Consider the following 19,686-nt stretch of genomic DNA (forward strand, 5'->3'; position numbering starts at 1 on the left):
CTCACATCGGGGCCGTTCAGCTCTCGCTGGAGGTGGTGTCGCCGCCTGAGCCGGAGCCACCACGACGACGCCGCCGACGCCTTGGCTGCGTGGCCGAGTCTGAGCCCTCAGCCGACGCCGCGGACTCAGCTGGCTGACCCTGCTGGGTCTGCGCGGCTGAGCCGGAGTCCTCGCCGCCGCGGGTGCGGCGACGGTTGCGGCTGCGCGGGGCAGCTGCGCCCTCGGCCGCCGGAGCGGAGTCCGTGGAGGAGCCCCGGTTCGAATCTTCCGTGCGGCTGCCACCGCGGCCGGAGTCCCGGCCGCCGGAGCGTCCGCCGCGTGAAGAGTCGCGATCGCCGGAACGACCGCCGCGACCGCCGTCACGGTCGCCGGAACGACCGCCGCGACCGCCGTCACGGTCGCCGGAGCGTCCGCCGCGACCGGCATCGCGGTCACCGCGTCCGCCGCTGGACCTGCGCTTCTCGGGGCCGCCGAGGTCTTCGAGCTCCTCGGCGTCCAGGCCGGCCTTGGAGCGCTTATGCCGCGGCAGGCGCCCCTTGGTGCCCTTGGGGATGTCGAGGTCCTCGTAGAGGTGCGGCGAGGAGGAGTAGGTCTCGATGGGTTCCGGGATGCCCAGGCCGAGGGCCTTGTCGATGAGCTTCCACTTGGGCATGTCCTCCCAGTCCACGAAGGTCACGGCGATGCCGGTCTTGCCGGCGCGGCCGGTGCGGCCCACGCGGTGCAGGTAGGCCTTCTCGTCATCGGGGGCGGTGAGGTTGATGACGTGGGTGATGTCGGTGACGTCGATCCCGCGGGCGGCGACGTCGGTGGCGACCAGCACGTCGATCTTCTCGTTGCGGAAGGCGCGCAGGGCCTGCTCGCGGGCGCCCTGGCCGAGGTCGCCGTGGATGGCGCCGGCGGCAAAGCCGCGGGACTGCAGCTCCGCGGAGAGCCGGTCGGCCTGGCGCTTGGTCCGGGTGAAGACGATGGTGCGGCCGCGGCCCTCAGCCTGGAGCAGACGGGCGATGACCTCGTCCTTGTCCAGGTGGTGCGCGCGGTAGACCAGCTGCCGGATGTCCTTCTTGGTGATGCCCTCATCCAGCGGATCTGCGGCCGAGATGTGGGTGGGCTTGGTCATGTAGCGGCGGGCCATGGCGACCACGGGGCCGGGCATGGTCGCGGAGAAGAGCATGGTCTGGCGACCGATCTCCGGGACGGCCGAGAGCAGGGTCTCCACGTCGGGGAGGAAGCCGAGGTCCAGCATCTCGTCGGCCTCGTCGAGGACCACGATGTTGACGTTCTTCAGCTTCAGGTGGCGCTGCCGGTGCAGGTCGATCAGTCGGCCGGGGGTGCCGACGACGATCTCGACGCCGCGATCCAGCTCTTCGATCTGCGGCTCGTAGGCGCGGCCGCCGTAGATGGTGGCCACGCGGATGCCGCGGCGGGCGGCGGCGACCTTGATGTCGGAGGCCACCTGCACGGCGAGCTCGCGCGTCGGAGCCACGATCAGCGCCTGGGGCGCTCCGGGGGCCGGAAGGTCGTCATAGCCGGCGTCGTCGGGGCTGGTCACGCGCTGGATGGCGGGGATGCCGAAGCCCAGCGTCTTGCCGGTGCCGGTCTTGGCCTGACCGATGATGTCATAGCCGCCCAGCGCGATCGGCAGGGTCTCCGCCTGGATCGGGAAGGGGGTGGTGATCCCCTTGGCGGCGAGGGCCTCGACGATCTCGGGGCGCACATTGAAGTCTGCGAAGGTGAGGCTGGAGGCTTCGACGGCCTCGACGAGCTCGGGGTCAACGGCGGAGATGGTGGCGTCAATCTCGGCGGCTGAGGACTCGGTGGTCTGTTCAGTCATGGGTACTTTCATTAGGCGACTGCGGCTGCGAAGCCCACGGTCTGTTTGGTGTCGGAGCCGATCTCCACATAGCCGATGGACGCGACGGGCACGACGATCTTCTTGCCGCGGCGGTCCTCCAGGCTGAGCAGCGGCTGCGCGCCTTCGATGGCGGCGGCCACGGCCTGCTCGATCTCTTCGGGCTTGGCGTCGGTCTCGATGACGATCTCGCGAGAGACGTGCTGAATGCCGATACGTACTTCCATGCCAACTCCTTGAATCTATGGGCTGCGCCCACTTCGAAGAGTTCCGCAGGTGCCCGTATGCGGGCGCGTGCAGAGAAGCGGGCGGGTTTACCTGCCCCCGAGTCTACCTACCTTGTGCTTTCTGTGCTTTCAGACTCTTTCGGGAAGCCGGAGATTCCGCGCCAAGCCAAACGCGCGGTCAGCTCGGCCGAGACCTCGCGGTCCGGGCGCTCGGAGAGTCGGCTCCAGTGCCGGGCCGCGGAGAGGGCCATGCCGATCAGACCGTGACCGAGCATCGTGGCCTCGGCCATCGGCTGGCCGGTGTCATCGGCGATGACCTCGGCGATCGCGCCGGCCATGCCGTCGTGGAAGCGCTCGAGCCGGTCCTCGACCTCTTCGTCGTTGTCCATCCCCGAGGTGAAGACCAGCCGGTAGGCCTCGTCCTTGCGGGAGATGAACTCGTAGAAGGCCCCCATCGTGGCCTGCACCCGGTCCTTGTTGTTCTCAGCCGTCGACAGCGCCTGGGTGAGCTCATGCTCCAGGGCGCCCAGGTGGGTGTCCAGCAGCCCGAGGAACAGCTCGTGCTTGCCGGGGAAGTGCTGATAGAGCACCGGCTTGGAGACCTGGGCGCTCTCGGCGATGTCATCCATCGAAGCCCCGTGATATCCCTTGGCCACGAAGACCTGCAGCGCGCACTCCAGCAGCTGGGTGCGGCGCTGCTCCCGGGGCAGCCGCTTGGCCCGCACGATGCCGGCGGGGTCTCTGATGCTCTGGCTCATGGGGACAGTCTATTCAGGGGTCGCGCAGAGGCCACCGGCGCCCGGGCCGGGACCCGGGGCTTGCATGCCGTGGGGCGCTCAGCCCTTCTCCGCTCCCGCGTTCGCCCCCTGGGTGAAGTAGCGCTGGAACACGATGAACACCAGCGCCGTCGGGATCGTCATCAGCAGCGCCGCCGCCATGGCGACCGGATACTGGTTGCCGGAGCCCAGCCCACCCGTGGTGAAGCCTGCGACGCCGCGCGTCAGCGTGTACAGGTCCGGGTTGTTGGTGGCCACGATGAAATGCCCCAGCTCGTTCCACGATCCCTGGAAGGACAGGATCGTCAGCGTGATCAGCGCCGGCTTGGCCATCGGCAGCACCACCGACCAGAAGGTCCTGAATGTCCCTGCCCCGTCGATGCGGGCCGCCTCCTCCACCGACTCGGGGATGGTCTCGAAGAACTGCTTCATGATGAAGATGCCCGCCGCGTCGATCATCAGCGGCACGATCAGCGCAGGGTAGGTGTTGTAGATCCCGACATAGTTGAGGATCAGGAACTTCGGGATCAGCAGAACGATCCCGGGCACTGCCATGACCGCGAGCAGACCGGTGAACAGCGCGATCCGACCGGTGAACTTCAGCCGGGCCAGCGCGTAGCCGGCGAGGGAGCAGAAGAACACCCGCCCGACCGTGACGCAGAGCGTGACGATCACACTGTTGGTGAACCAGGTCGGATAGTTGGAGCTGAACAGCGTCTCCCACGCTCCGGTGGTGAAGGGGTCGGGAGTCAGCGACAGGGCGTTGCCGGTCGCATCGGGATCGGTCTTGAAAGAGGTGACCAGCTGGATGATGAAGGGGTAGATGTAGAGGAGTGCGAAGAAGAGCAGCATCCCGTAGAACCAGTACTTCTTCACCCGCGAGGGCCGAGACTCCCCCACCGCTGCGAGCTCGGGAGTGACCGGGACGCCGTCGTCTTTGGGGGGTGCGCTCATGAGCTCTGGGCCTTTCGCTGGGTCTCTTCGACGATTACTCGGGTCGGGCGCCGTCGCTGCCGCCTGACGCCGCGGTCGGCCCGCTTCTGCGCGGAGGCGTCCTTGTCCCGCATGAGCCAGCGCTGGGTCGTGGTCAGGATGAAGATGATCGCGAAGAGGATGAACGCGATGGCCGCGCCCTGGCCCCAGTCGCCATTGGTGAAGGCCGCCTGGTAGGACAGATACGCCGGGGTCAGCGTGGTCTTGGCGGGCCCGCCCTGGGTCATGACATACATCTGGTCGAAGACCTGCCAGGTCCCGATGAAGCCGAGCGTCACCACCAGCAGGATGGTCGGGCGCAGATGCGGCACCGTGACGTTCATGAATCGCTGCCACTTGTTGGCGCCGTCGACCATCGCCGCCTCTTCGACCTCGACGGGCAGGTCCTGCAGGCCGGCGAGGAAGAGCAGCATGAAGGTGCCGGCGGTCGTCCAGATGACCTGCATCATGATCGCGCTCAGCGCCACCGACGGCCCCGAGAACCACTCCCAGAAGGAGAGCCCCATCACAGACGGACTCGTCATCCACGACGGCGGACTCGCGATGCTCCACAGGCCGACCGCGTCACCGAAGATATGGATCAGACCGCGAGAATCCTGGAACCAGTTGGGGCCGTTGACACCGAACCAGCCGAGCACGTTGTTGATCGCCCCGCTGCCGGCGAACAGGAAGAGGAACAGCAGCGAGATGGCGACCGAGGACACCACCGAGGGGAAGTAGAAGGCGGTGCGGAAGAACGTCCGGCCCCTGAGGAACCTGTTGTTCAGCAGCACCGCGAGGCTCAGCGCCAACATGGTCTGCAGCGGCACGACGCCCAGGACGTAGTAGAAGGTGTTGCGGAAGGAGATCATCAGGTCCTGGCGGGCCAGTCCCGGATCAGCCAGCAGGGCGTTGTAGTTCTCCGTGCCGATGAAGTTCACATCACCGGAGATCGGGCTGCCGCTGCCGCTCCAATCGCTGAGCGAGACCCACAGCGCCATACCGATCGGGGCGACCAGGAACACGCCCAGCACGATGATCGCCGGGCTGACGAAGAGCCACCCCGCGCCCTGTTGGCGCTGTGGGTCTCGAGACTTCACTGCTCCAGCACCGCCGACGCGTTGGAGTCGAAGCTCTCCATCATCTGCTGCAGGTCCGCGCTGCTGATGCCTTCAAGCTGAGAGTTCAGATCCGCCACCACCTGGGTCATGTCGGGGGCGTTGACCGGGCCGCGGCCGTAGTCGCCGCCGGCGATGAACGGGGCGTCCTCGGGGAACGCCGAGGAGTAGTCCTCGGTGGCCGCCTGGCGTGACGGCATCACGCCGAAGGCCTCGGCGAACTCCAGCTGCTGCTCAGGAGTGGAAAGGTGGTTCACCAGCTCGACCGCCTCGGCCTGCGCCTCGGAGTCGGATGCGACGCCCCAGCACTGGCTGAACAGCAGGGTTCCTGGCCCTTCTGAGCCCTCGGGGAGCTCGGCGACGGTGTAGTCGACGTCCGGGTAGTCATTGCTCATGGCGCCGCGGATCCAGTTTCCCTCGATGGTCATCGCGGCGCGCTCGGTGCCGAAGGCTTCGCCGCCCCAGCCGGCGTCGACGTCACCGGCATAGGCGAAGCTGCCCTCGGCCATGTTCTCCTTCACGTACTCCAGACCTGAGAGCACCTCTTCGCTGGCTCCGGTGGGTTCGGTGGCGTCCTCGTTGAGCCACCAGCCGCCGTTGCCGACGACGAAGGCGCCGACCCGATCGACGCCGGGGGAGAAGACCAGACCGGTGGTGTCGCCTTCAGTCAGGGTCTCGGCGACCTCGGCGAGCTCCTCGTAGGTGGTGGGGATGTCCTCATCGGTCAGACCGGCGGCCTCCCACATCTCGGTGTTGATCTGCAGCCCCAGGGTGGAGAAGTCCTTGGGCGCGCACCACTGCGTGTCCTCGTAGGTGAACGCCTCCTGCAGGGCCGGGAAGTAGTCCTCGTTGTCCTCGGCCTCATAGGCGTGGAGGTTTCCGTCCGTGGCCTGCTGCGCGACCTGGGCCGCATCGAGGTAGAAGATGTCCGGCGGGTTGCCGCCGGCGAACCCCTGGGCCAGCTCCTGGTTCATGTCCGCGGCGACGCGGACCTCAACCTCGTTGCCGGACTCCTCGGCCCACTCTGCCGCCGCCTCTTCAACGGCCGCGGTCTCCGCTTCACCCGAGGAGGCGATGAGCATCACCAGGTCGGCTGAGCCCTCGGCGGAGGTGGCCTCCTCGGCGTCGCCACCGGTCTCCTGGTCCTCGAAGCCGTCGCCGCCGCACGCGGTGAGGGCGAGGGCGCTGGCGAGCCCGACGGCGAACGGGACGGCGAAGCGGTTCTTCTGGTTCTTCATGGCGTGCCTTTCGTTGATGTGGTGACGGTGCTGGCACCAACAGTGAGGGTCGGGAGGAACAGGGTGCCCTGGGTGGGAGCGGGAGCTCCGGCGAGCTGGTCGTGGACGATCGTGAGCAGGTGTTCGGCGATGTCGTCCAGCGGCTGGACGAGGGAGGTGATGCCGTGCAGATGGGCGGTCGCTGAGCCGTCGAAGCCGGTGATGCCGAGGTCGCGTCCGGGTTTCCACCCTCGGGCCAGGGCCGCCTGCTGCACCCCGAGGGCGAGGACGTCGGAGGCGCAGACCACTGCGTCCCCGATCGCAAGACCATCCAGCAGGACCTCCGCTGCGGTGATCGCCTCGGTCAGCGACTGCGGGGCAGCTGCCTCGGGGCCGAGGACGACGTCGTGGCGCTCGACGCCGTCGAGCCAGCCGAGCCTGCGGTCGTCGCCGACCGCGGAGCCTGCCGGCCAGCCGAGAAAGCCCACGGCGCGGAAGCCGCACTCGGCCAGGTGCGCCACGGCTGTTCTGGTGCCGGCGGAACCGTCGACGTCGGCCCACCACACCCGGGATGAATCGTCATAGATCCGCCCGAAGGAGGCGTACGGGATTCCTGCCTGCTCCAGCCAGTCGGGGCGCGGGTCCGCGGGGTGGGTGTCGGTGAGCACGAATGCGTCGACGAGGCGCCGCCGAACCATGTCCTGGTAGCCGTCGAGCATCGGAAACGCCTCGCGCGAGGCGAAGGGCACCATATGGCACGCGTGGCGCGGGGCTGAGAGGGTCAGCGCGGTGAGGAAGGGCAGGGCCACATCGCTCGGGATGTCCGTGACGGCGTTCAGCTCTGTGCCCACGGCACCTGCCCGTTGGTGCCGCAGCGTGCGAGCCGCGCTCGAGGGGCGGTAGTTCAGCTCATCGACGACCTTCAGCACCCTCGCGAGGGTGTCCGGACTCACCCGCTCGGGGCTGTTGATCGCATTGCTCACGGTCTGGCGAGAGACGCCGGCCGCGCGCGCCACATCAACGATCGTGGCCCGCGCCGGTTGGTGCGAATTCAGCATCAGCTCACCTTGATTCTTGATCTTCACGTCGATGTGGGTAGCATTAGATCGTTCATTTGAACGTTCATAATGTGTCCCAAGTCATAATGGACCGGCGACGTTCGCCTGTCAAGACGATGCAAAGATCTGGAGCTCTCATGTCCGAACAGCAACCTTGGCTGCACGATCTGGAGATCGCCGTGAACGGCCCGGCGACTGCCCTGAGCGCCGGATCCGGCCGGATGGGTGAGGGGGCCACCGGCTGGATCGTCGATGACCGGCGGATCCTGCGCAGCCTGTATGTCTGCCTCTCGGACGAAGACACGGTGCCGATCGCGGCGTCGAGCTCCGGGCCCACCTCTGACTTCTGGGGCGCAGCTCGGCATCTGGGAGACCCGGGAGCCGACCCGACCGTTGATGTGCATCAGTCGACGCAGGTCGGGCTGCATGAGCTGCTCATCGAGATCACGGTCAGCTCTCGCGCATCGAGCCCGGTGAACACCGGACTGCAGGTGTCGGTGGGTTCCGACGGCATCGACCTCTCAGAGGTCAAGGGCGGTCACACCGACGGCGCGGCACCCGAGATCGTCATGGATGAGCAGATCTGGTGGAGCGATGCGCGCCACCGCACCACCCTGCACCCGAGTCCTGCACCTGCCTCGGTGGAGCGACTGGACGCCAGTCGCTTCCGGCAGACCTGGCCGCTGCAGCTCGGCCCGGGTGAGAGCCGCACCGTGAGCCTGCGCTTCGAGGCGATCCGGACCAGCCGCAGCGCCCACGATGCCGACTCCGGGGTGATGGCCTGTGACTGGGATGATCTCGAGGTCACCGGGGACGACGCCTGGCGCGACCTGGTCCGCACCAACCTCACCGATCTGAAGCACCTGCTGCAGAAGGACCCAGAGGCTCCTGAGGACATCTACGCCGCCGCCGGGACCCCCTGGTACCTGACCCTCTTCGGGCGCGACTCGGTCTGGGCGGCCCGCATGATGCTGCCCTACAGCCCCCGGCTCGCGCGCGGCACGCTCCGGACCCTGGCACGTCGGCAGGCGCGATCGGCCGACCCGGTGACGGCCGCCGAGCCCGGCAAGATGCTGCATGAGGTGCGGCGGGAGATCTATGCCCAGGGCGAGATGGAGCTCCCGACGGTCTATTACGGCACCGTCGACGCGACGCCGCTGTGGATCGTGCTGCTGCACGAGTCCTGGCAGGCGGGACTCGACCTCGGTGAGGTCCGCGAGCTGCTGCCGAATCTGCTGGCGGCTCTGGACTGGCAGGCCGGCGCGGTGGACGCGTCACCTGACGGCTTTCTGCGCTACGTCGATCACAGCGGCAAGGGTCTGAGCAACCAGGGTTGGAAGGACTCCGGTGATTCGATGCGCCGGGCCGATGGATCTATCGCTCCGGCGCCCATCGCCCTGCTGGAGGCACAGGCCTACGCGGTGCAGGCCGCCTATGGAGCAGCCGAGCTTCTGGACGCCCTGGGCGAGCCGGGGGCGCAAGGCTGGCGCGCCTGGGGTGAGTCGCTGGCGCAGCGAGTGCGCGAGAACTTCTGGGTCGACCACGACGGCGAGCGCTTCCTGGCGATGGGACTCGACGCGGAGGGAGCCCCCATCGATGGTGTGGGGAGCAACATGGGCCACGCGCTGGGCACCGGGCTTCTCACCAATCAGGAGGAGGACCTGGTCGTCGAGCGGATCACCCGACCGGACATGCTGCGCCGCTTCGGCATCGGGACGCTCTCGGCCGAGAATCCCGCCTATAACCCGACCGGTTACCACACCGGCTCCGTGTGGGTCCACGACACCGCCATCATCCTGCGCGGAATGGCTCAGGGCGGCTACACCCAGCAGGCTGACCAGGTGTTCGACGCACTGGTGCGGCTCAGTGCGCGCAGTCGGCATCGTTTCCCGGAGCTGATCGCCGGGGAGCCTGTGGGCCAGGAGCCGGTGCCCTACCCGGCCGCGTGCAGGCCGCAGGCGTGGTCGGCGGCCAGCGCCGCGGTGCTCATGCAGCACGCGCAACGGCGCTGAGACCGACGGGGGATGCGGCTGCCGGGCCGCGCTGACGCGACTGCCGCTCCAAAACCGTTGGGACCGCCTGGGCGCTAGGGGCGGATCGGCGCGATCCCGGTCGCGATCTCGCACAGCGCCTCGACCGTCCCCCAGGGGGTGGTGTTCTCCCCGATCAGATTGGCCTTGCCGGTGCCGTGATAGTCCGAGGAACCGGTGACGAGCAGGTCATGGCGCGCGGCCAGCTCGCGGAGCACCTCGCGGCCCGACTCGGCGTTGTCCCGGTGATAGACCTCCACGCCGGCGAGGCCGGCGGCCACCATCTCCTCGAGCTGCTCGGCGCTGACCGTGCGGCCGCGCGCCGAGGCCATGCCGTGGGCCAGGACCGGGACTCCCCCGGCCGCGCGCACCAGTCGGATCGCGGTCACCGGGTGCATGTTCTCCTGGCTGACGTAATAGGGGGACGCTGAGTGCAGCAGGTGATCGAAGGCCTCCTGCCGATCGGCCACGGCGCCGATCCCGACCAGGGCGTCGGCCAGGTGCGGCCGCCCGACGGTGGCGCCGGCGCTGACATGCTGCTCCACCGTCTCCCAGGTCAGCGGGAAATCCACCGAAAGCCGGTCGGCGATCCGTCGAGCACGGTGCAGCCGGCCATCGCGGGCCTTCTCCACGGCAGTGGAGAGTCCCGGGTGCAGCGGGTCGTGGAGGTAGCTGAGCAGATGGACGCTGATCCCGTTCTCGGTCAGCGTGGTGATCTCCATGCCCGGCAGCAGGGTGATCCGGTGCTCGCGCGCAGCCGCGATCGCCTCGTCCCAGCCGGAGGTGGTGTCGTGATCGGTCAGCGCGAGCCCCTGCAGTCCGGCGGCCGCCGCCGCGGCGATCACCGCGGCAGGAGATTCGGTGCCGTCGGAGACATGTGAATGGGTGTGCAGGTCCACGCTCATGCGCTCCAGCCTACCGGCCAGCACCCGTGACGCCGGGCTCGGCGGGCCCACCCGAGAAGGGGTGCCCACCTAGACTGGATCTCATGACCAGTTCAGAGAAGCACGAAGAGTTCGACGTCGTCTCCCCCGCCTCCGCCGCGGGCTTCACCCCCGGGCAGGCGCAGGATCTCGGAGACCGGGTGAACAACCGCTCACAGCGGCCCACCTCCGAGGCTTTCAAGGATTTCATGGCCTCCAGCTGGGCGCCGGCCGAGCCGGTGCAGCACGAGCGTGATGAGGTCGCCACCCACGCCGCCGCACGGCGCAGCGCGGTCTCCGCCCAGTTCCCGAATGAGCGCCTCGTGATCCCCGCGGGCCCACACAAGGTGCGCTCCAATGACACCGACTACCGGTTCCGACCACATTCGGCCTTCGCCCACCTCTCGGGCCTCGGCGTGGACCACGAACCAGGTGCGGTGCTGGTCTTTGAACCTGTGGACGAGGGCACCGGCGATCACGGCTCCCGCCATGAGGTGACGCTCTACTTCAAGCCGATGGCCGGTCGAGACACCCAGGAGTTCTACGCCGACGCACGGCACGGCGAGTTCTGGATCGGTCCCCGGCCCGGATTGGAGGAGTTCTCCCAGCGGCTCGGGCTGCGCACCGCCGACTCCGGCGCCCTGGAGGTGGCCGTGACCAAGGACGCCGGGCCGGTTGAGTTCGGCGGCACCAGGATCCGGCTTCTGCGGGAGGTCGATCTGGACGTGGACGCCCTGGTGGACACCTCACGGATCAACACCACCGTGGACCTGGAGACCTCTGACGCCTACGACGGCGAGCTCGCCGAGGCGCTCTCCGAGCTGCGACTGGTCAAGGACGCCTGGGAGATCGCGCAGATGCGGGTCTCGGTGGAGGCCACGATCGCTGGCTTCCACGACGTCGTCGCCACCCTGCCTCGCGCGGCCGACCATGCGCGCGGTGAGCGGATCGTGGAGGGAGCGTTCTTCGCCCGCGCTCGCCTGGAGGGCAACGATCTCGGTTACGACACGATCGCTGCCGCCGGAAACAACGCCACCGTGCTGCACTGGATCCGCAACCATGGTGCAGTGCGCCGTGGGGACCTGCTGCTGCTCGATGCCGGGGTGGAAGCGGACTCGCTCTACACCGCTGACATCACCCGCACGCTTCCGGTCACCGGTAAGTTCTCACCCACCCAGCGGAAGATCTATGACGCGGTCCTGGCCGCTGCCGATGCCGCCTTCGCGGTGGTCCGCCCCGGGATCAGGTTCCGTGACATCCACACCGCAGCGGTGCGCGTCCTCGCCGAACACCTCGACGACTGGGGGCTGCTGCCGGTCAGCCTGGAGGAGGCCCTGGACGAGTCGGGTCAGCATCACCGCAGGTGGATGCCGCACGGCACCAGCCACCACCTCGGCCTGGACGTCCATGACTGCGCGCAGGCCAAGCGTGAGCTCTACCTCGACGGAGTGCTGGAACCAGGAATGGTCTTCACCATCGAGCCCGGGCTCTACTTCAAGAATGAGGATCTGGCCGCGCCTGCGGAGTTCCGTGGAATCGGAATTCGGATCGAAGATGATGTGCTGGTCACCGAGGACGGCGCGGAGAGTCTCTCGGCATCACTGCCGCGCACGGCGCAGGAGATTGAAAGCTGGATGCAGGGCATCTGGAATTCGTGAAGACCGCGGTCCTGACCCATGAATAACTGTGATACAGAGGCTATAGAACTGTGATGTAGACGATCTCTGTCAGGCGCAAATGAACGCAGAGTCCTGCGTTCCAGGGTTTACTCTGGAATAAGTCGAACCTGACAGGTTCAGAATCCATAGGAGGAACATCATGGGAATTATTGCTTGGCTCGTACTGGGCCTCATCGCCGGCGCCATCGCTCGGGCCATCCTGCCCGGCAGCCAGCCCGGTGGCTGGATCGCCGCACTCATCACGGGTGTGCTCGGCGCAATGCTCGGTGGCTTCATCGCCTCCGCCGTCTTCGACGTGAACGTCAATGACTCGTTCTTCGATCTGCCCACATGGCTCTTCGCCATCGGTGGCGGCATCCTCGTCGCCTTCATCTGGCAGGCCATCACCGGTCGCCGCGGTCGCAAGACCGTCTGAACCACTTCAGCGCGGGACGCGGTTCTTGACTGAACCGACACCGCACTGTCTTGGAGGCAGCTACAGAAGCGCCCCGCACGTCCGAGCTCCACTGGAGCGTCGGATGGACGGGGCGCTTCTGTGTGTCCCGGAGAGTTCCTGGGCGGACTGAGGCGCTGAGCTCAGCTGCGCGGCGAGTCCTCCGGGCGGGTCCGGGGCGTGTCTGTCCCAGCCTGTTCAGGTGTGTGGGGCGGCGCGGGGGCATCAGTCTGCTCCGCGGGGTCTGCTGACTGCGGCTCAGCTGAGCCCGTGGGCTCCTCGGCAGGTTCTTCGGTCGCAGGCATGCGCACGCCGTAGCGGGGACGGCCATCGGGAAGGTCGTTGTACCCGGCGACCGGCTGCTGGGGAGCCGATTCGGCCGCCGTCGTCTCCTGGCCTGGAGCCTCCTGGCCTGAACCCGGTGCGTTCTGCCCTGGCGCGGGCTCTCCGGGCACCTGCCGCGCTGATCCCTGCTGCGCGAAGGCCTGCTGCGCCGGCGCCGGCGCCGGCCGGGCCGACGTGGAGGCCGACGGAGCAGGAGCCAGCCGCGCTGAGGACTGTGAGGTCGGATCGTTGTAGGCGTTGAGGCTCATCACCCCGGCTCCGGGGACCAGCTGCCGGGCCCGGTGGGCGGCAGAGAACTCGCAGACCACGTCGAAGGTGGTCGCCACCAGCTGAGAGGAGGAGGCATACTCGCGCTTGCCCTTGCGCATGGCGAAGCCGATGACCCCGATGATCATCCAGATCGCCGTGCCCAGCACCACCGCGAACGCCAGGTTGTAGATGCTGGCCTCCGGGCTGAACAGGTAGATCAGGAGTCCGATGAAGGCGCCGAACATCGCGCCCTGCGCGGCTCCCCCGAGCGCGACGCGCGGGTAGGTGAGCCGGGTGCGGATATGCTCCACCGAACGCAGGTCGTTGCCCACGATCGTCAGCGCCTTCACGTCGAAGTCCTCGGCAGCGGTGAGATGATCCACGACCTTCTGCGCATCCTCGTAGGAGCGGTAGCGTCCCAGCAGCTCCCCACGAGGCAGCCCCCCGTTGTTCATTCCGCCTGCATTGGTCCCAGCATTCATCGACATTCCCCCATCATCTCAGGTCGGCCCCTGCGGCGGAGCCCTGAGGAGACCGGCGACGCCAGGGCCAGCCCTGGCTCGTAGACTGAGGCGGTGTCTGATCCCGCCATCACCGAACGCATCCGCCAGCGCCTCAACGAGGTCATCGATCCGGAGCTGCGCCTTCCCATCACCCAGCTGGGCATGGTGGGTGAGATCAGCGTCGACGACGCCGGCGCCGCCCAGGTGGGGGTCAAGCTGACCATCGCGGCCTGCCCGATGCGCAGCCGGATCGTCGAAGACGTCACCGCCGCCGCCGTGCGCGCCGAGGGGGTCTCCACGGCCTCGGTCCAGCTGGGCGTGATGACTCCCGAGGAGCGCGCCGCCCTGAAGGACCATCTTCGCGGCGGTGAGACCGGGAAGGTCAATCGCTTCGCGCAGCCCGAGAACCTGGCCCGGGTCTACGCCGTCGCCTCCGGCAAGGGCGGGGTGGGCAAATCCTCGGTCACGGTGAACCTGGCCTGCGCGATGGCCGCGCAGGGACTCAAGGTCGGCATCGTCGACGCGGACATCCACGGGTTCAGCGTCCCGGACCTGATGGGCATCACCGACAAGCCCACCCGGCTGGATGAGATGATCCTGCCGCCGGTGGCCCATGGGGTGAAGACCATCTCGATCGGCATGTTCGTCGAGGGCAATCAGGCGGTGGCCTGGCGCGGCCCGATGCTGCACCGGGCGGTGGAGCAGTTCCTCACCGACGTGCACTTCGGCGATCTCGACGTGCTGCTGCTGGACCTGCCCCCGGGCACCGGCGACATCGCGATCTCGGTGGCGCAGCTGCTTCCCGGCTCCGAGCTGCTGGTGGTCACCACCCCCCAGGCCGCGGCGTCGAGCGTGGCCGAACGTGCCGGCGCGCTGAGCTCGCAGACCAAGCAGCGGGTGGCCGGGGTGATCGAGAACATGGGGCCGATGACCCTGCCCGACGGGTCCAGCTTCGAGCTCTTCGGCTCCGGCGGAGGTCAGCTGGTGGCCGACCGGCTCAGCGAATCCTTGGAGAGCACGGTTCCGCTGCTGGGCTCGGTCCCGCTGGACATGAATCTGCGCGAGGCCGGCGACGACGGCGAGCCGGTGGTGCTCTCGGCCCCTGACTCACCGGCCGGAGCCGCACTGCGCGCGATCGCCGCCCGGCTGGCAGTGCAGCCGCGCGGGATGAGCGGCCGCAAGCTGCCCGTCAGTCCCGCCTGACGCCTCCGCACGCGTCACCTGGGCTTAGGTGTGCTTCGGCAAGGAGGGTCGGGCCGGTCGATCGGGCAGTGCCCGGTGGAACGGAGCGGCCTCAGGTGGCTTCGGTGTCGAAGGGGGCGGCGGCGTCCAGCTGGTCTCCGGAGTCGGCATTCCGCACCGGAGGCTCGACGTTGGCCCCCCGCGTGGTCACGTCTGACGAGGGCCCCAGGTCCGACGAGGGATTCTGACTCGTCGCCGCCCCGGCCATGCCGGCGGCGATGGCGCCTGAGGCTCGCTTCGCAGCCGCGGGAGGGACTCCCCCGCTCGGCGCGCTGGGCGCCGCAGGGGTGGAGCCGTTCTTGCTGCGGAAGAGTTCGCGCGGGTCGGTGGCGGCTCGAGCCGAGTCCAGGGTCCCGGCCACCGCGGAGCGGGTCTCGCGGAAGTCCTCGCCGTATTCGTTGCTCAGCGCGTCGCGAATGATGCGGCGCGGGTCGTATTGCCGGGGGTCGTAGCGCTTCCAGTCGACGTCGTCGAAGTCGGTGCCGGTCTCGTCCTTGAACCGGCCCTTGGCATCTTCGGCCATGTCCCGGGCCTGACGCGCCCAGCGGGCCAGGTTTCGGGCGTACTGCGGCAGCCGCTCGGGTCCGAGGATGACGAGCGCGAGAACGATCAGGATCACGAACTCGTAGGCGTTGATACCAGGCACAGCTCAACCCTACCGTCAGCGTCGACTCAGTCGGTGAGCCAGGCGAGCAGCTCCTCGAAGCCGCGTTCAAGCCGCTCGGAGCCGGTGGGGACGATCGGCAGCACCTGCACCCGGGAGCGGTCGGTGGCCATCACCCAGTTCGAGATCTGCTCAGCGGTATCCGCAGGAAGATCAGAGGTGACCACGTACTGCACCCGTCCGCTCTCCATGGCGGCGGTCCATTCCTCCGCCTCTTCGGAGACGTACAGCTCACAGGCATCTCCGGTGCGCAGGGTGAGGGTCTCCCGAAGGGTCGCCGAGGTGTCGACGACACCATCGAGCTTCGACTCCAGGGCGGCGAGCTCCACCCCGGTCTCCTCCGGGCGGGTCTCCGAGATGTCCAGCCGGTGCTCACCGTCGGTGAGCCTCAGCTGGACCGTGCGGATGCCCTCGACCACCCCGGTCTCCGCGTACTCGGTGGACAGCCCGAAACCCGACAGATGCGGGACGGACCAGCCCAGGCTCTTGAGCGAGTTCAGGCTGTCCAGCGGGATCTGCTGGATCTGAGTGCTCTCGGGGGCACCCGGCAGTGTCGCGTCGGAGGCGTCCACGGGAATCAGATTCAGGTCGGTGCTGGTCAGCGGGACGCTCGCGGCGCCGTCGCCGAGAGTCTCCTCGCCATGCTGCTGGCTGGACTGTGAGCCCTGCGGCAGCAGCGACTGCACCGAATTGATCTGCGGCAGTGCGCGTCCGCCGATGACCCATGCGGTGACGAAGACTAGAACTCCGAGCAGCGCCAGCACGAACAGCGTCAGCGCCACAAGCCACCCGGCGCGCGGCCGAGTGGCTTCGTGGGCGGCCGCTCCGCGCTGCCAGCCGCGGTGTGAGCCACCGCTGCTGACTCCGCGAGCAGACGGAGTGCTGCTATCGTGCCTGGTCATCCTGACTATCATGAAGGGTAGAACTGGGCAGAAGCTGAAATTCTTCTGAACATCAATCGCCTCAGGGTGCCGAACCGCACCTCGAGATGCAGCCAACCCGCAGGTGCACGTGCACCTGAGCGCCCGGTTCATTCACTCGCACGCAGAGAAGGTCCCATGAAAGCTCAGCACCCCCAGCAGTCGGCCAAGCATTCAAGCTGGGCGTACGCGGAACAGCACGCCGAGGAGGAGCCTGCGCTGCTTCAGGCGCGACGTCGCGGCGAAAGCCTGGGCGTGCAGCCTGTCAGCCAGGGGGTGGCCTCGCTGCTGACCGTGCTCGCCGCGAGCACCAAGGCTCACGCCATGGTCGAAGTGGGCACCGGCGTCGGCGTCTCTTCACTCGCGCTGCTGCGGGGAGGAACCCCGGATGCGGTCCTGACCAGCATCGACTACGAGGCCGACCATATCCAGGCGGCCCGAGAGACCTTCCGAGACGCGCGGCTGCCCTCGGCGCGGACGCGGCTGATCACCGGAAGGGCGGAACAGGTGCTGGCACGGCTGACCACTGGCGGCTATGACCTGGTGTTCGTCGATGCGGAGGCGACGCATGCCGCGGAGTACGCCGAACAAGGCGTCAGGCTTCTGCGCCCCTCGGGTCTGCTGATCATCAACGACGCGCTGGACCATGATCGCCTGGCCCGCCCTGCGGTGCGGGATGAGTCCACGCAGCGGATGCGGGAGCTGGAGCGTCGTCTGCTCGAGGACGATCGTCTGCGCACAGCGATGCTCGGGTCCGGGACAGGACTGCTGGTGGCGGCACGGCGCTGACCAGCGGCGAAAGCGCGGGGCTCAGCTGCGGCGCGGGACGGACGATACAGTTCGGGCCGGTCGCGCTGTGCACGACCGGCCCGAACCGAAGCTCATTCTCCGACGGCCTTGATGAGGCACTGCTTGAGTGCCTGGGCCTCTTCGTTGTTGATCTCCAGCACCAGACGGCCCCCTCCGTCGATCGGCACCCGCATGATCAGGCTGCGGCCCTCCTGAGTGACCTCCATCGGACCGTCGCCAGTGCGCGGTTTCATTGCAGCCATCGAGTGCATCCCTTCCGAAGTTCTCTAGCGTGCGTGTCCATGCCTGATGCAAAGATCCAGCGCCTGAACTGAATCTATTATCTCGCATCTGCGAGGAATGTCACTCCACCCGCGGAAATTCAGGTTTCGGATCGGCCTGCGAGGGCAGCCTTAGATCCTTGTCAGGCACGGCATGAGCGCGATCCGAGGGACCCGTGTCAGGTTCTACAGTAACTTGATACCTGCTTTCCTGGGGCTTGGACGGGGCCTCGGCCGCGCTCTGCGCCTGGTGCGACTGACCTCCTTGAAGCTCCCGAAGCTGCTGCCCGAGCGCATCGAGGAGCCGGTCCACCTGATCCATCCGGTATCCACGCACCGCAGAGTCGAGACGGACCTCCTGCAGGTCATCCGCGGTGATGTGCTTCTCGGCTCTGCGCCGCAGCAGATCATCCACATCGGACTCGCCCAGATCCGTCTCCTCTCTGGGCGCCGAAGCGCCGTCCCAGCGGCCCAGCAGGGCTGCCACCACCAGCGCGAGCAGGACCACGGCGAGCAGGTATAGCCAGAGCATGGGGTCAGCCTATCCCCCGCCCCCGGCGCGCAGCGCTGCGAGTTCGACGCTCGGAGCCCGGCCTCGAATCTCAGGGCTGCTGCAGGTTCAGCTGGTCCTGATCCAGGGGCAGCTCGTCCACCGGTGGGGCGTCGCTCATGTCGGGCTGGGTGATCAGCACGAACAGCGCCAGTCCCACCACGTAGACCGCGAAGATCTTGAAGTGCCCGCGGTAGAGCAGGCGCAGCACCATCCACAGGGCGCCGGCGCCGACGACGGCGGCCACCGCGAATCCCAGCGCGTAGTCCTGCCAGCTCAGGAACAGTCCACCTTCGAAGCTGCCCGGGTCGAGCAGGCTCAGCGACTGCAGCCCGGTGGCGGCGACGATCGTGGGAATCGCCACGAAGAAGCTGAACTGCGCCGCCAGGCGCCGGTGCATGCCCAGCGCCAGCGCCGCGGCGATGGTCAGCCCCGAGCGGCTCAGCCCTGGGAACAGCGCCGCCGCCTGGGCCAGGCCGATCACGACGGCGACCAGCACCGTCATCTGGGCGGCACCGCGCCAGGTGGTCTTCACCGAGTCCGACCACCACAGCACCGCGCCGGTGATCATCAGCATCACCGCCACCGCCCAGGGGGTGGCGAAGACGTCGGTGCCGTAGGCGCGGATGAGCAGTCCCAGGACCCCGGTGATGGCAGTGGTGAGCAGGCCCAGCAGCGCGAGCCGCAGGTGGATCAGGTGCCGCAGCGTCCGGCGTCGGCGCCAGAGCCCGAGCTCCCGCCAGATGCCTTTGACCAGCCGCTTGAGCGGTCGCCACATCACCACCGTGACGGAGACCATCGTGCCCAGGTGCACCACCAGGTTGTAGAGGATCATCTCCGGGGTGTCCGGGGAGGGCAGCGGCGACCCCTCGGCCGCCAACCATTGCTGCACCAGCACCAGGTGGCTGGAGGAGCTCACCGGAATGAACATGAACAGCCCCTGGATCGCTCCCAGGAGCACCGATTCCCACAGACTCATCGAGCGCGGCGCTCCACCGTCTCGTCGGTCCCATCCGATCCGTCCATCGCGGGAAGCGCCTCGCCGGTGACCGCCTGGACGAGGACCGGCAGAAGCTTCCCCGCCGGGCCGCGCAGCCGGTGGTGCATGGCGTCGCTGAGCTCGGTGGGCTCGGGATTGATCTCGATCAGCGGGGTCCCGCGCTCCATGCCGAGCAGCGGCAGCGAGGCCGCCGGCTGGACCAGCCCGGAGGTGCCCACGACCAGGATCAGGTCCGCGGCGCGCATCGCGTCCGCAGCGGCGTCGAACGCCTCCATCGGCAGCGGCTCGCCGAACCAGACCACTCCGGGCCGGATCAGCCCCTCCTCGCAGACCTCGCACAGCGGCGGATCCACTGGCTCTGCGGGCGCGGCGGCGCCGTCGTACTGGGGGGCCGCAAGTTCGGCGGGCACATCGCATTCAGCGCAGCGGTGGGCCGTGATGCTTCCATGCAGATGCGCGAGGACCTCGGCGCCGGCACGTTCATGCAGGTCATCGACGTTCTGGGTCGCGATGCTCAGTCTGCCTCCGGCTCCGCCGAGCTGCCGCTGCCACTGCGCCAGGGCCTGATGTCCGGGGTTCGGCGAGACCTGTCGGATCAGCGCGGCGCGCCACCGGTACCAGGTGTGCACCAGGGCAGGGTCGCTCTCGAAGGCTTCCGGGGTGGCCAGGTCCTGGGCGGAGAAGCGTTCCCACAGGCCGGTCTGGACCTCGCGGAAGGTCGGCACGCCGGACTCGGCTGAGATCCCCGCGCCGCTGAAGACGGCCACGTGACGGGCGGCGCGTGCGAGGGTGAGGACGTCATCGGGAATGGGCGGAGCATCGGACTGATCACACATGTCCTCCACCGTATCGATCACAGCC

20 protein-coding genes are annotated in these 19,686 nt (G+C 68.1%); 5 read left to right on the top strand and 15 right to left on the bottom strand.

Going from position 1 to position 19,686, the window contains the following annotated elements; genetic code table 11:
- Window positions 1-16 precede the first annotated feature (16 nt).
- The 7 genes from LTH93_RS04215 to LTH93_RS04245 form a co-directional block, all read right to left on the bottom strand.
- Window positions 17-1,831 carry a DEAD/DEAH box helicase gene (locus tag LTH93_RS04215; RefSeq protein WP_241470171.1) on the bottom strand — a complete coding sequence of 605 codons (1,815 nt, stop codon included), beginning with the start codon at window positions 1,829-1,831 and terminating at the stop codon, window positions 17-19.
- A gap of 11 nt (window positions 1,832-1,842) precedes the next feature.
- Window positions 1,843-2,076: a DUF3107 domain-containing protein gene (locus LTH93_RS04220; RefSeq protein ID WP_241463845.1), complete on the bottom strand. Its 234-nt coding sequence runs from the start codon at window positions 2,074-2,076 to the stop codon at window positions 1,843-1,845.
- A gap of 107 nt (window positions 2,077-2,183) precedes the next feature.
- On the bottom strand, window positions 2,184-2,834 hold the full coding sequence (locus LTH93_RS04225; RefSeq protein WP_241470172.1) for a TetR/AcrR family transcriptional regulator: 651 nt from the start codon (window positions 2,832-2,834) through the stop codon (window positions 2,184-2,186).
- Window positions 2,835-2,912: 78 nt separating this feature from the next.
- Window positions 2,913-3,704, bottom strand: coding sequence for a carbohydrate ABC transporter permease (locus LTH93_RS04230; RefSeq protein WP_241464426.1), 792 nt, complete (start codon window positions 3,702-3,704; stop codon window positions 2,913-2,915).
- A 98-nt stretch (window positions 3,705-3,802) separates the two neighbouring features.
- Window positions 3,803-4,924, bottom strand: coding sequence for a carbohydrate ABC transporter permease (locus LTH93_RS04235; RefSeq protein ID WP_241463841.1), 1,122 nt, complete (start codon window positions 4,922-4,924; stop codon window positions 3,803-3,805).
- Entirely contained in the window at window positions 4,921-6,180 is a 1,260-nt protein-coding gene (locus tag LTH93_RS04240) for a sugar ABC transporter substrate-binding protein (protein ID WP_241470173.1), read from the bottom strand. Before LTH93_RS04240 ends, LTH93_RS04235 begins: the two co-directional genes overlap by 4 nt.
- The gene (locus LTH93_RS04245) at window positions 6,177-7,217 is read right to left on the bottom strand and encodes a LacI family DNA-binding transcriptional regulator (RefSeq protein WP_241470174.1); all 1,041 of its coding nucleotides are present in this window, start codon (window positions 7,215-7,217) and stop codon (window positions 6,177-6,179) included. Before LTH93_RS04245 ends, LTH93_RS04240 begins: the two co-directional genes overlap by 4 nt.
- A 137-nt stretch (window positions 7,218-7,354) precedes the next feature.
- Here LTH93_RS04245 and LTH93_RS04250 point away from each other — a divergent pair, with 137 nt between their 5' ends.
- The gene (locus tag LTH93_RS04250) at window positions 7,355-9,229 is read left to right on the top strand and encodes an MGH1-like glycoside hydrolase domain-containing protein (protein ID WP_241470175.1); all 1,875 of its coding nucleotides are present in this window, start codon (window positions 7,355-7,357) and stop codon (window positions 9,227-9,229) included.
- 74 nt (window positions 9,230-9,303) lie between these two features.
- Here the strand turns inward: LTH93_RS04250 and LTH93_RS04255 are convergent, their stop codons facing one another.
- Window positions 9,304-10,152, bottom strand: coding sequence for a PHP domain-containing protein (locus LTH93_RS04255; RefSeq protein WP_241463834.1), 849 nt, complete (start codon window positions 10,150-10,152; stop codon window positions 9,304-9,306).
- A gap of 83 nt (window positions 10,153-10,235) precedes the next feature.
- On the opposite strand from LTH93_RS04255, the gene LTH93_RS04260 reads away from it, so the two are divergent.
- Both LTH93_RS04260 and LTH93_RS04265 read left to right on the top strand, forming a co-directional pair.
- The gene (locus LTH93_RS04260) at window positions 10,236-11,828 is read left to right on the top strand and encodes an aminopeptidase P family protein (protein WP_241470176.1); all 1,593 of its coding nucleotides are present in this window, start codon (window positions 10,236-10,238) and stop codon (window positions 11,826-11,828) included.
- Window positions 11,829-11,988: 160 nt separating this feature from the next.
- Window positions 11,989-12,264, top strand: coding sequence for a GlsB/YeaQ/YmgE family stress response membrane protein (locus tag LTH93_RS04265; protein ID WP_241463831.1), 276 nt, complete (start codon window positions 11,989-11,991; stop codon window positions 12,262-12,264).
- A gap of 161 nt (window positions 12,265-12,425) precedes the next feature.
- Here LTH93_RS04265 and LTH93_RS04270 read toward each other — a convergent pair whose 3' ends face one another.
- Window positions 12,426-13,364, bottom strand: coding sequence for a general stress protein (locus LTH93_RS04270; protein WP_241470177.1), 939 nt, complete (start codon window positions 13,362-13,364; stop codon window positions 12,426-12,428).
- A gap of 87 nt (window positions 13,365-13,451) precedes the next feature.
- Here LTH93_RS04270 and LTH93_RS04275 point away from each other — a divergent pair, with 87 nt between their 5' ends.
- A complete protein-coding gene (locus LTH93_RS04275; protein WP_241470178.1) occupies window positions 13,452-14,582 on the top strand; it encodes an Mrp/NBP35 family ATP-binding protein in 1,131 nt (376 codons plus the stop codon).
- Between the two features lie 91 nt (window positions 14,583-14,673).
- Here the strand turns inward: LTH93_RS04275 and LTH93_RS04280 are convergent, their stop codons facing one another.
- A complete protein-coding gene (locus LTH93_RS04280) occupies window positions 14,674-15,267 on the bottom strand; it encodes a Sec-independent protein translocase TatB (protein WP_241470179.1) in 594 nt (197 codons plus the stop codon).
- A 26-nt stretch (window positions 15,268-15,293) separates the two neighbouring features.
- Complete coding sequence (locus LTH93_RS04285; protein WP_241463823.1) at window positions 15,294-16,187, bottom strand: hypothetical protein; 894 nt, start codon at window positions 16,185-16,187, stop codon at window positions 15,294-15,296.
- A gap of 156 nt (window positions 16,188-16,343) precedes the next feature.
- Between LTH93_RS04285 and LTH93_RS04290 the strand changes: the two genes are divergently transcribed.
- Window positions 16,344-16,994: an O-methyltransferase gene (locus LTH93_RS04290; RefSeq protein WP_241470180.1), complete on the top strand. Its 651-nt coding sequence runs from the start codon at window positions 16,344-16,346 to the stop codon at window positions 16,992-16,994.
- 92 nt (window positions 16,995-17,086) lie between these two features.
- On the opposite strand, the gene LTH93_RS04295 is transcribed toward LTH93_RS04290, so the two are convergent.
- From LTH93_RS04295 to LTH93_RS04310, 4 genes are all read right to left on the bottom strand, one after another.
- The gene (locus LTH93_RS04295) at window positions 17,087-17,257 is read right to left on the bottom strand and encodes a DUF3117 domain-containing protein (RefSeq protein ID WP_084479395.1); all 171 of its coding nucleotides are present in this window, start codon (window positions 17,255-17,257) and stop codon (window positions 17,087-17,089) included.
- A gap of 100 nt (window positions 17,258-17,357) precedes the next feature.
- Entirely contained in the window at window positions 17,358-17,807 is a 450-nt protein-coding gene (locus tag LTH93_RS04300) for a DivIVA domain-containing protein (protein ID WP_241470181.1), read from the bottom strand.
- A 70-nt stretch (window positions 17,808-17,877) separates the two neighbouring features.
- The gene (locus tag LTH93_RS04305; protein WP_241470182.1) at window positions 17,878-18,804 is read right to left on the bottom strand and encodes an undecaprenyl-diphosphate phosphatase; all 927 of its coding nucleotides are present in this window, start codon (window positions 18,802-18,804) and stop codon (window positions 17,878-17,880) included.
- Window positions 18,801-19,661 carry an SIR2 family NAD-dependent protein deacylase gene (locus LTH93_RS04310; RefSeq protein ID WP_241470183.1) on the bottom strand — a complete coding sequence of 287 codons (861 nt, stop codon included), beginning with the start codon at window positions 19,659-19,661 and terminating at the stop codon, window positions 18,801-18,803. Before LTH93_RS04310 ends, LTH93_RS04305 begins: the two co-directional genes overlap by 4 nt.
- Window positions 19,662-19,686 lie beyond the last annotated feature (25 nt).

The organism is Nesterenkonia sp. DZ6, assembly GCF_022565835.1.
Lineage (GTDB): Bacteria > Actinomycetota > Actinomycetes > Actinomycetales > Micrococcaceae > Nesterenkonia.